Here is an 11,090-nt window from a genome sequence, read left to right on the forward strand (position 1 = left end):
AGCCCGGCGCAACCCTCGATTGGGACATGCCGTGGGACGGACCGCCAGCCGTTTCAGGGGGCGAACATAGGGTCTAACCCGCCGTCGCCGCCTCGATGGTCTGGCGGATGGCGGCCAGGGCGCGGTCGATCTCGTCCAGGGTGGCGTCGTCGGGCAGGAACGGCAGGTCCAGGGCGATGCCCTCGGCATCCAGAACCTCACGCGCGCGCGCGAACTGGAAATCGCGATATTCGGCGGTGGTGCGAAAGCCCGAGCGGAAGGCTTCCTTGATGATTCCGCGCAGACTTTCAAGCTCGGCCTGCTCGGCGGCGGTCAGCAGCCCCTCGTGCCCCAGAAGGTCGGCCTGACGCGCCCGGGCCTGGGCCAGACGGGCCCGCCAGTGGGGGTCATGGTTCGGCATCAAGCGGACGGCACTGGCCATGGCGGCGGCCTTTTCGCGCGACGAAGTGATCAAGAACCATAGCGCGCCACGGAGCCCAAGTCATCCCCGCGCCTGCACGAGCCGACCCGCGGTGAAGATTCCCGCTTGACGCCCCCGATGCCCTGCACTTATAACCGCGCCTTCGATTTCGACTGAACCCTTATCTTGCAGGTTGATCACATGGCCCATCACAAGTCGGCAAAGAAGCGCATCCGCCAGACCGAGCGCCGCACCGAGGTGAACCGCGCCCGCGTGAGCCGCATCCGCACCTTCGTCAAGAAGGTCGAGCTGGCGATCGCTGCCGGTAACGCCGAAGAAGCCAAGGCCGCCTTCCTGGCCGCCGAGCCGGAGCTGGTGCGCGGCGCCCAGGCCGGCGTGCTGCACAAGAACACCGCGTCGCGCAAGGTTTCGCGCCTGGCCGCCCGCGTCAAGGACATGAAGCCGCTGACCTAAAGCCCGGCGAAAAATCCTTTGTTTTCAAGGGCCGCGCCTTCCTGGCGCGGCCCTTGTCGTTTGCAATCGGCGGATTCCCTGGGGTTGCGGATTGCAAGCAAAAAATTTGTCATGTTCCTGTTCCGATCCCGTTGAATCGAGTCGGATCGATCGATAGAGTCCGGTTCCTCGCTCGACCCGGGCGAAGTAAATCTGACAAACACTTGCTATAATTTTAAGTATAACCCCCGCTATTTATTGTGGGGCTGGTATTTTTATTGTGTTTGCACTTCATGGCCGTTGCTTTCCAGCCGCATATTGTGGTTATCTACTGATTGGGTTTGGGGATTACAGGGTGGGAAGGACCTGCCGACCGCGCCGATCATCGGTTTGGGGACCGCGGCGCGTTGGCGTGGATGAGGGAAGAAGTCCTTCATTCACATCGGGTTCGTCGAAACGGGAGGGGTTGCGCACACCGCGCATCACTCGCGTTTTTGTGTTCGGTCAAGGGGCGTTCGGTCAAGAGGATCGGGCGACCTGAGTCCGTTAAAGGCTAGTGTTCGGGGATAAAGAATGATCAACAGCCAATGGGAGCGGATTGCAGGCCGCTTGCGCGATGAGGTCGGCGATGCCGCCTGGCGCAGCTGGTTGCGCCCGGTGGTGGTGCACAGCCTGAAGGACGGCGCCGTCCGCCTGGCCCTGCCGACCCGCTTCATGCGCGATTGGGTCGCCACCCATTACGGCGAGCGTCTGCGCGTCCTGTGGGGCGCCGAGGACCCGTCGATCCGCGCCGTCGATATCGTCGTCGATGCCGCCGCCACCTCGGCCGGCAAGACGGCCCTCGCCAAGCCGACCCTGGTCGCCAGCTCTGCGCCGGCCGCCATCGCCGCCAGCCCGGCGGCCCCCGAGGTCGAGGAACTGGGCGCCCAGTTGGATCCGCGCCTGACCTTCAAGAATTTCGTCGTCGGCAAGCCCAACGAATTCGCCTATGCCGCCGCCCGCCGGGTGGCCGAGGCCGCCCAGGTGTCGTTCAACCCGCTGTTCCTTTATGGCGGCGTCGGCCTGGGCAAGACCCATCTGATGCACGCCATCGCCTGGCACATCCGCGAGCACGATCCCAGCCGTCGCGTCCTTTACCTGTCGGCCGAGAAGTTCATGTACCGCTTCATCCGGGCGCTTCGCAGCCAGGACACCATGAGCTTCAAGGAGCAGTTCCGCTCGGTCGATGTCTTGATGGTCGATGACGTCCAGTTCATCGCCGGCAAGGACGCCACCCAGGAAGAGTTCTTCCACACCTTCAACGCCCTGGTCGATCAGGGCCGCCAGATCGTCATCTCGGCCGACAAGTCGCCGTCGGACCTGGAAGGCATGGAAGAGCGCCTGAAGTCGCGGCTGAATTCCGGCCTGGTCGCCGATCTGCACGCCACCACCTACGAGCTGCGCCTGGGCATCCTGGAATCCAAGGCCGAGCAGATGGGCGTGCCGGTGCCGCCCAAGGTGATGGAATTCCTGGCCCACAAGATCGCCAGCAATGTCCGCGAGCTGGAAGGCGCGCTGAACCGCGTCGTCGCCCATTCGCAGCTGGTCGGTCGCGCCATCACGCTGGAAACCACCCAGGAAGTGCTGCACGACCTGCTGCGCGCCTCGGACCGGCGCATCACCATCGAGGAGATCCAGAAGCGGGTCGCCGAGCATTTCAACATCAAGCTGGCCGAAATGGGCTCGGCCCGGCGCTCGCGCCAGGTCGCCCGGCCGCGCCAGGTGGCGATGTATCTGGCCAAGCAGCTGACCAGCCGCAGTTTGCCGGAAATCGGCCGCAAGTTCGGCGGTCGCGACCACACCACCGTCATGCACGCGGTCAAGAAGGTCGAGGAGCTGAAGGCCTCGGACCAGAACTTCTCGGAAGACGTCGACCTGCTGCGCCGCATGCTGCAGGGCTAGGGACAGCCGATGGCCAGGGGCGACGACCAGGATCTCTTGGCGCGCGCCGCCGGCCTGATCCTGGACGGCGAGGCCGATCGCGCGCTGTCCATGCTGGGCCAGGCTTTCGCCGCCACGCCCACCCGCACCAACCTTTTGGACCTGATGGCCGAAGCCCACGCAAGGCTGGGCCGGCTGGGTTCGGTCCTGTGCTGCCGCCAAGCCGCCGCCGCCATCGAGACCAGTCCCGACAATCGCGCCAAGCTGGCCTTGGCACTCCATGATTGCAGCCGCCTGGCCGACGCCAAGGCCACCGCGCAGGCGGCCATCGACGCGGCCGGCGGCGAACTTTATGCCGCCGAGACAGTGCTGGCCCTGGTGGCGGTCGCCGAGGGCCGCCATGACGAGGCCGAGGCGGCCTATCGCCGCCTGATCGACATCCATCCCGAACGGCCCCAGGCCTATGGCCATCTTGGCATCCTGTCGTGGAGCCTGGGCCGCGCCGATCAGGCCGAGGCGGCGCTGACCCGCTGCCTGGAGCTGGAACCGGGCATGAATGTCGCCGCCGCCGCGCTGGGGCTGATCCGGCTGTCACGCGGGCTGTTCGCCGACGGCTGGTCGCTCTATCGCCGCCGCCACGTCTCGGCCCGGCCTCACCCACCGACGCGCCACCTGCCCAAGCGTTTGAACGGCCAGACCATCCTGGTGGAAACCGAGCAGGGGCTGGGCGACGAATTGTTCTTTCTGCGCTTCGCCGCCCCCCTGGCCGCCCGCGGCGCCCGCGTGCTGGTCCGGCCATCGCCCAAGCTGGCCGCCCTGGCCGCCCGGCTGACGGTGCTGGACGGATCGGTCGGCCCCGACGAGACGCCCAAGGCGGACCACCATGTCTGGCTCGGCGACCTGCCGTGGCTGCTGGACGCCGATTCCCCCCTGCCCTCGCTGACCCTGGCGCCCTTGCCGGATCGGGTCCAGGCCCTGCAGGCCCGGCTGGCGGCGTTTTCGACCCGGCCGCTGATCGGGGTGACCTGGCGGGCCGGTACCCAGATGGTCGGCCGGCTGTCCAAGGCGCTGTCGCCCGAGGGGGTGGCCACCGCCCTGGCCCCGGTCGAGGCCGACATCGTGGTGCTGCAGCGCGCCCCCGACCAGGGCGAGATCGAGCGCTTCGCCGCCGCGCTTGGCCGGCCGGTGCTGGACCTGTCCGACGCCAATGAAGACCTGGAAGACATGCTGGCGGCGCTGTCCCTGCTCGAGCGGCAGGTGGCGGTCAGCAACACCAACCTGCATCTGGCCGCCCTGCTGGGCAAGCCGGCCAACCTGCTGCTGCCGCATCCGCCGGAATTTCGCTGGATGGATAAGGGCGAGGAATCGCCGTGGTTCCCCGGCGTCCGGCTTTACCGCCAACAAGGCGGCGGCACCTGGCGCCCGGCCCTGGCGGCCCTGACCGCCGATTTGACCGGCCAGACCCACCAATCCGACCGCCTGGCCGCCGCCATCGCCCTGAAGGACCAGGGCCAGTTGGCCGAGGCCGAAGGCGAATGCCGCGCCCTGCTGGCCCAGGCCCCCGACGATCCCAACGCCCTGCACCTCTTGGCCGCCCTCATGCTGTCCGATCGCCGCCCCGGCGAGGCGGTGGCCCCCTTGAAGCGACTGGCCAGGTTGGCCCCTTCCGCCGATGTCTGGCGCTTCCTGGGCCAGGCGCTGGCAGCCGTGCAATTGCCCGACGAGGCGGTCGCCCCCTTGCGCAAGGCCTTGGCGCTGGCGCCGAACCATCCCGGCCTGGGTCACCTCTTGGCCTCGGTGCTGATGGAGGCCGGCCGCACCGACGAGGCCCTGGAGCAGGCCCGCGCCGTCGGCGCCACCGCCATCGAGGGCACCTGCCTGCATCTGCTGGGCCGCTCGGCCGAGGCGGTGCCGCTGCTGAGGAAGGCGCTGACCGTTCCCGATGCCAATGCCGACAAAAGCCTGAACTCGCTGGCCCAGGCGCTTTATGCCCTGGAGCGCTATGACGAGGCCGAGGCGACCTGGGCCGAGTGCCTGAAGCGCAATCCCGGCAACCACCGCGCCCGCGGGTCGCTGGCGATGATGCTGCTGGCGCTGGGACGCTTGGCCGAAGGCTGGGACCATTACCGCTATCGCCATACCGCCCTGGGTCGGCCGGGCATCCCGGTGCGGCCGCTGCCCGAGCGGCTGGACGGCTATGAGGTGCTGGTGGTCGGCGAGCAGGGTCTGGGCGACGAATTGTTCCTGATGCGCTTCGTCGAACGCCTGGCGGCGCGCGGGGCCAACCTGACCTATGTGCCGGGGCCGAAGCTGGCCCCGATCGCCGCCCGCCTGCCGTTCCTGGCCCGCACCGCCGACGGAACCAGCAAGATCACCGCCAATATCGGCATCTGGGCCGGCGACCTGCCATGGCTGCTGGCCGAGCCCGGGCCGCTGCCGCCGATCGAGCTGGCCCCGCTGCCGGAGCTGGTCGAGCAGGCCCGCGCCCGCCTGGCCGCCTTCGGCCCGCCGCCCTATGTCGGCGTCACCTGGCGGGCCGGCATCTCCGGCTTCAACAAACTGTCCAAGGATATCGCGCCCAGCCTGCTGGCCGAATCCTTGCGCGGACAGGACGCTCGCATCGTCGTGCTGCAGCGCAGTCCCCTCAAGGACGAGATCGAAGCCTTCGCCGCCGCCCTGGGCCGCGAGGTTCTGGATTGCTCGGATGCCAACGACGACCTGGAGGCGATGACCGCCTTGTTGTCGCTGCTGGATCGCCAGGTGGCGGTCAGCAACACCAATGTCCATCTGGCCGCCTCGCTGGGCCGGCCGGTCGAGGTGCTGGTGCCGCGGCCGCCGGAATTTCGGTGGCTCGTGACCGGCGAAAGCTCGCCGTGGTTCCCCGCCTGCCGCGTGTACCGCCAGTCCGCCGACGGCGATTGGGCCGAGGCCCTGGGCCAGCTGTCCGCCGGCCTGACCAGCCCCTGAATCCGCTTTGCGGTTAGCCTTGCTGTGATATACTGCGCGACCCTGCTTGCAAGCGGGACCATAAGGCATCAACGGATCCATCCAGAACGCCATGAAGCTGACCATCGAGCGCTCCCAGCTGTTGAAGTCCCTGGCTCACGTCCAAAGTGTCGTTGAGCGACGCAACACCATCCCGATCCTGTCCAACGTCAAGCTTGAGGGCCGTCCCGGCTCGCTGTCCTTGAACGCCACCGACATGGACCTCGACATCATCGAGACGGTGCCCGCCGACGTCAGCCGACCCGGCGCCACCACCGCCCCGGCCCACACCTTCTACGAGATCGTGCGCAAGCTGCCCGACGGCAGCCAGGTCGAGATCGAGTACCATTCCGAGGACGGCCTGCTGTCGCTGCGCTCGGGACGGTCGAAATTCTCGCTGTCCTGCCTGCCGGTCGAGGATTTCCCGGTTCTGTCGGGCGGCGAGTTGCCGCATTCCTTCGCCCTGTCGGCCGCCGAGCTGAAGACGCTGATCGACCGCACGCGCTTCGCCATCTCGACCGAGGAAACCCGCTATTACCTGAACGGCATCTACCTGCATGCCGCCACCACCCCGGCCGGCGAGGTGCTGCGCGCCGCCGCCACCGACGGCCATCGCCTGGCCCGGGTGGAAATCACCCGCCCCGACGGCGCGGCGGGCATGCCCGGCATCATCGTGCCCAGGAAGACCGTCAACGAGATCCGCAAGCTGATCGACGAGACCGAGTGCGAGATCACCGTGTCGCTGTCGGAAACCAAGATCCGCTTCGCCTTCGGTGACGCCGTGCTGACCAGCAAGCTGATCGACGGCACCTTCCCCGATTACGAGCGGGTCATCCCCGAGGGCAACGACAAGACCCTGGACGTCGATGTCAAAAGCTTCGCCCAGGCGGTCGATCGCGTCTCGGCCATCTCGACCGAGAAAAGCCGCGCCATCAAGCTGGCCCTGGAAAAAGGCACCGTCACCCTGTCGGCCTCCAGCCCCGAGAATGGCAACGCCACCGAGGAAATCGAGGCCGATTACGACGCCGCGCCGTTGGAAATCGGCTTCAACTCCCGCTACCTGCTGGACATCTTGTCCCAGGTCGAGGGCGACGGCGCCCGCTTCTCGATGGCCGACGCCGCCAGCCCGACGGTGGTCAAGGATTCCGCCGACGGCAGCGCCGTCTATGTGCTGATGCCGATGCGGGTGTGATCACGGAGCGCGAGGACACTGCCCTGCGGTCTCAGCATCTGGCGGTTCGCCGTCTGACACTGACCGATTTCCGTTGTTACCGCTTCCTGCGCCTGGACGCCGATGCGCGTCCGGTGGTGCTGACCGGCCCCAACGGGGCGGGCAAGACCAACCTTCTGGAAGCGCTGTCATTCCTGACGCCGGGACGCGGCCTGCGCCGCGCCACCCTGGCCGAGGTCACTCGCAAGGGCGCCGCCATCGACGGCTGGGGCGTGGCGGCGGTTCTGGACGGTCCGGACGGCCAGGTCGAGATCGGCACCGGCCGCCAGCCCGGCACCGAACGCCGGGTGGTCAAGATCGACGGCCGCGCGGCCAAGGCCCAGCAATTGGGGCTGTTGACCTCGGCCCTGTGGCTGACGCCGGCGATGGACCGGTTGCTGATCGAGGGCGCCGGCGGTCGGCGCCGCTTCCTGGACCGGCTGACGCTGGGCCAGGACGCCGAGCACGGCGCCCATGCCGCCGCCTATGAGCATGCGATGCGGGAACGCACGCGGCTGTTGAAGGGGGGCGGTGGCGACGCGGCCTGGCTGGCGATGCTGGAGGACGGCATGGCCCGCCACGGGGTGGCGATGGCTTCAGCCCGGGTCCGGGCGGCCGAGCGGCTGAACGCCGAGGCCGGCGGTCAAAGCGGGCCGTTTCCGGCGGCGCGCCTGACGCTGGCCGGCGAGGTCGAGGAGATGCTGGCCGGGGCCGATGCGGCCCAGGCCGAGGACATGGTTCGGGCCGCTCTCTTACGCGCGCGCGCGCGTGACGGGGCGGCGGGGGCGGCGACCTTCGGGCCGCACCGCACCGATGCCGGGGTGTGGCACGCCGCCAAGGACATGCCGGCGGGGCAATGCTCGACCGGCGAGCAGAAGGCGGTCCTGGTGTCCATCGTCCTGGCCCAGGCCCGGGTCAAGACGGACTTGAGCGGCATCGCGCCGCTGATGTTGCTGGACGAGGTGGCGGCGCATCTGGACGAGGAGCGCCGCAACGCCTTGTTCGACCAATTGGCCGGGCTGTCGGCGCAAAGCTGGCTTACCGGCACCGACGCCCATCTGTTCGCCGGTTTCGGCGACCGGGCGCAGTTCTTCAAGGTGGCGGAGTCCTCCGTCGCCCATGATGCGTGATACGGAACCCGGATGATTCATTCGGGTTCCGTATTTGGCGCCCATTGAGGGCGCGGCCAAGCCAGCGGAGCTGGCGCCCGGCGAGGACTTTTGAAATCCGAATGAACCATTCGGATTTTGTATGAGCAGAGGATCAATTTCGATGACCGAACCCGTGACCGCCATCGCCGAAGAAGAGTACGGCGCCGATTCCATCAAGGTCCTGCGCGGCCTGGAAGCGGTGCGCAAGCGTCCCGGCATGTATATCGGCGACACCGACGACGGCTCGGGCCTGCATCGCATGATCTACGAGGCGGTCGACAACGCCATCGACGAGATCATGAACGGCTATGGCGATTCCTGCGAAGTGATCCTGAACGCCGACGGCTCGGTGCGGGTTACCGACAATGGCCGCGGCATCCCGGTGGCCATCCACGCCGAGGAAGGCATCTCGGCGGCCGAGGTGGCGCTGACCAAGCTGCATGCCGGCGGCAAGTTCGACCAGAATGCCAACCGCATCTCGTCGGGCCTGCACGGCGTCGGCATCTCGGTGGTCAACGCCCTGTCGGAGTGGCTGGAGCTGCGCATCTGGCGCCACGGCAAGGAGCATTTCATGCGCTTCCGCCTGGGCGAGCCCGAGGCGCCGCTGGCGGTGGTCGGCGATTGCGGCGACCGCACCGGCACCCAGGTGCTGTTCCTGCCGTCCAAGGGCACCTTCTCGTTCACCGAGTTCGATTTCGCCACGGTGGAACACCGCCTGCGCGAGCTGGCCTTCCTGAACTGGCGCGCCACCTTGACCCTGAAGGACCACCGCCACGCCGAGCCGCACGAGGTGGCGCTGCATTACGACGGCGGCGTCCAGGCCTTCGTCCAGTGGCTGGACCGCTCGAAGGAGGCGCTGCACGCCCCCATCCTGGTCACCGCCGAAAAGGAAACCGTGCGCATCGAGCTGTCGATGGAATGGACCGACAGCTACCACGAGACCTGCCTGTGCTTCACCAACAACGTGCCGCAAAAGGACGGCGGCACCCACTTGGCCGGCTTCCGCGCGGCGCTGACGCGGACCATCAACGCCTATGCCAACGAATCGGGCATCGCCAAGAAGGAAAAGATCGCGCTGTCGGGCGACGACATGCGCGAGGGCCTGACCTGCGTGCTGTCGGTCAAGATGCCCGACCCCAAATTCTCGAGCCAGGCCAAGGAAAAGCTGGTCTCGTCCGAGGTGCGCCCGATCGTCGAATCGCTGGTGTCGGAAAAGCTGGCGGAATGGTTCGAGGAACACCCGCAGGAAGCCCGCAAGGTGGTGGGCAAGGCGGTGGAAGCCGCCGCCGCCCGCGAGGCAGCCCGCAAGGCCCGCGAACTGACGCGCAGGAAGGGCGTGCTGGATATCGCCACCCTGCCCGGCAAGCTGGCCGATTGCCAGGAACGCGACCCGGCGCTGTCGGAATTGTTCATCGTCGAGGGTGACTCGGCCGGCGGTTCGGCCAAGCAGGGGCGCAACCGCGCCAACCAGGCCATCTTGCCGCTGAAGGGCAAGATCTTGAATGTCGAGCGCGCCCGCTTCGACAAGATGCTGTCGTCGGCGGAAATCGGCACGCTGATCGCGGCTCTGGGCACCGGCATCGGCCGCGACGATTTCAACATCGCCAAGGCGCGCTATCACAAGATCATCATCATGACCGACGCCGACGTCGACGGCAGCCACATCCGCACCCTGCTCTTGACCTTCTTCTATCGCCAGATGCCCGAGATCATCGAGAAGGGCTATCTGTACATCGCCCAGCCGCCGCTTTACCGCGCCAAGCGCGGCCAGTCCGAGGTCTATCTGAAGAACGAGCGCGCCCTCGAGGAATATCTGATCGATGGCGGCCTGGCCGACGCGGTGCTGAACCTGTCGTCGGGGGCCCAGCTGGGCGGCGCCGACCTCAAGCGTCTGACCGAGCAGGCCCGCACCGTGCGCACCCTGATCACCCCGTTGACCCGGCGCCTGCCGATGAAGGTGGTCGAGCAGGCGGCCATCGCCGGCGCCTTCAAGAACAGCCTGCTGACCGACCGCGCCAGCGGCGAGGCCATGGGCGCCACCATCGCCGCCCGCCTGAACGCGCTGGAAAGCCATCTGGAACGCGGCTGGGCCGCCCAATGGGTGGAAGGCGACGGCTGGCTGTTCAGCCGCACGCTGCGCGGCGTCACCGAGACCCATGCGGTCGATGCCGCCATCGTGCGCTCGCAAGAGGCCCGGCGCCTGGACGAGATCGCCGCCACCCTGATCGAGACCTATCAGGGCGCCGCCACCCTGGTCGCCAAGGACAAGGAGACCCGCATCGACGGGCCGGTCGCCCTGGTCGGCGCGGTGATGGATCTGGGCAAGAAGGGCATCGCCTTCCAGCGCTATAAGGGCCTGGGCGAGATGAACCCCGATCAGCTGTGGGAAACCACCCTGGACCCCGAGGCCCGCTCGCTGCTGCAGGTCAAGGTCGCCCACGCCGACGACGCGGAAGAGGTGTTCTCGACCCTGATGGGCGACGTGGTCGAACCGCGTCGCGAATTCATCCAGTCCAACGCGCTGAAGGTGGCGAATCTGGACGTGTAGGGGCGTTTGTCGGTTACCGCATTAACTGAGAAATTTGCGCTTAGAACGAGGCGGGTAGCGATCCGCCTCGTTTTTCGTTTATAGCGCGCATCGTGTTCATGCGACAGTTGCCGACTGCGCGGTAATTAGCCGAGCATTTTTCCGGGGGGGGGACATGAGCGGCAGAACGTTCATCGCAGCGGCATTGGCGTTCGCCACATGCATTGCCTCTGGCCCCATGTATGCCCAGGAAGGGCACAATTCTGAGACCTTATTGGGTCTCAACTACGAAGACGCGCAGAAACTTATCCCGCGAAATGGGCGCATGATTAATGTTGGCGGAGGGTTCTTTCGCGGTGATGCCTTTGAATCTGGAAGGTTCTCTGAGGTCCGGCAAGCATGACGCCAGCCCCGGACGAGCCGGACCTCTGAGAAGCCGGATTG

At 67.2% G+C, this 11,090-nt stretch carries 7 protein-coding genes; 6 read left to right on the top strand and 1 reads right to left on the bottom strand.

The window, feature by feature from the left end; all coding sequences use genetic code 11:
* Window positions 1-73 precede the first annotated feature (73 nt).
* The gene (locus A6A05_RS18245; RefSeq protein WP_068504347.1) at window positions 74-454 is read right to left on the bottom strand and encodes a hypothetical protein; all 381 of its coding nucleotides are present in this window, start codon (window positions 452-454) and stop codon (window positions 74-76) included.
* Window positions 455-601: 147 nt separating this feature from the next.
* Between A6A05_RS18245 and rpsT the strand changes: the two genes are divergently transcribed.
* The 6 genes from rpsT to gyrB all read left to right on the top strand — a co-directional run bounded on the left by rpsT (window position 602) and on the right by gyrB (window position 10,667).
* Entirely contained in the window at window positions 602-874 is a 273-nt protein-coding gene (rpsT, locus tag A6A05_RS18250; RefSeq protein WP_068504350.1) for a 30S ribosomal protein S20, read from the top strand.
* A gap of 552 nt (window positions 875-1,426) precedes the next feature.
* A complete protein-coding gene (gene dnaA / locus A6A05_RS18255) occupies window positions 1,427-2,794 on the top strand; it encodes a chromosomal replication initiator protein DnaA (protein WP_068504352.1) in 1,368 nt (455 codons plus the stop codon).
* Between the two features lie 9 nt (window positions 2,795-2,803).
* The gene (locus tag A6A05_RS18260) at window positions 2,804-5,740 is read left to right on the top strand and encodes a tetratricopeptide repeat protein (RefSeq protein WP_068504354.1); all 2,937 of its coding nucleotides are present in this window, start codon (window positions 2,804-2,806) and stop codon (window positions 5,738-5,740) included.
* Window positions 5,741-5,831: 91 nt separating this feature from the next.
* On the top strand, window positions 5,832-6,950 hold the full coding sequence (gene dnaN / locus A6A05_RS18265; protein WP_068504356.1) for a DNA polymerase III subunit beta: 1,119 nt from the start codon (window positions 5,832-5,834) through the stop codon (window positions 6,948-6,950).
* Entirely contained in the window at window positions 6,947-8,098 is a 1,152-nt protein-coding gene (recF, locus tag A6A05_RS18270; protein ID WP_156521139.1) for a DNA replication/repair protein RecF, read from the top strand. Before dnaN ends, recF begins: the two co-directional genes overlap by 4 nt.
* 142 nt (window positions 8,099-8,240) lie before the next feature.
* The gene (gene gyrB / locus A6A05_RS18275; RefSeq protein ID WP_172822319.1) at window positions 8,241-10,667 is read left to right on the top strand and encodes a DNA topoisomerase (ATP-hydrolyzing) subunit B; all 2,427 of its coding nucleotides are present in this window, start codon (window positions 8,241-8,243) and stop codon (window positions 10,665-10,667) included.
* The last annotated feature ends 423 nt before the right edge of the window (window positions 10,668-11,090 follow it).

The organism is Magnetospirillum moscoviense (assembly GCF_001650635.1).
In the GTDB taxonomy this organism is placed as follows: Bacteria; Pseudomonadota; Alphaproteobacteria; order Rhodospirillales; family Magnetospirillaceae; genus Magnetospirillum; species Magnetospirillum moscoviense.

Excerpts from the sequence above, each read along its gene's own strand:
- dnaN (WP_068504356.1), top strand. The coding sequence starts at position 5,832 with ATGAAGCTGACCATCGAGCGCTCCCAGCTGTTGAAGTCCCTGGCTCAC.
- rpsT (WP_068504350.1), top strand. The coding sequence starts at position 602 with ATGGCCCATCACAAGTCGGCAAAGAAGCGCATCCGCCAGACCGAGCGC.
- A6A05_RS18260 (WP_068504354.1), top strand. The coding sequence starts at position 2,804 with ATGGCCAGGGGCGACGACCAGGATCTCTTGGCGCGCGCCGCCGGCCTG.
- dnaA (WP_068504352.1), top strand. The coding sequence starts at position 1,427 with ATGATCAACAGCCAATGGGAGCGGATTGCAGGCCGCTTGCGCGATGAG.
- gyrB (WP_172822319.1), top strand. The coding sequence starts at position 8,241 with ATGACCGAACCCGTGACCGCCATCGCCGAAGAAGAGTACGGCGCCGAT.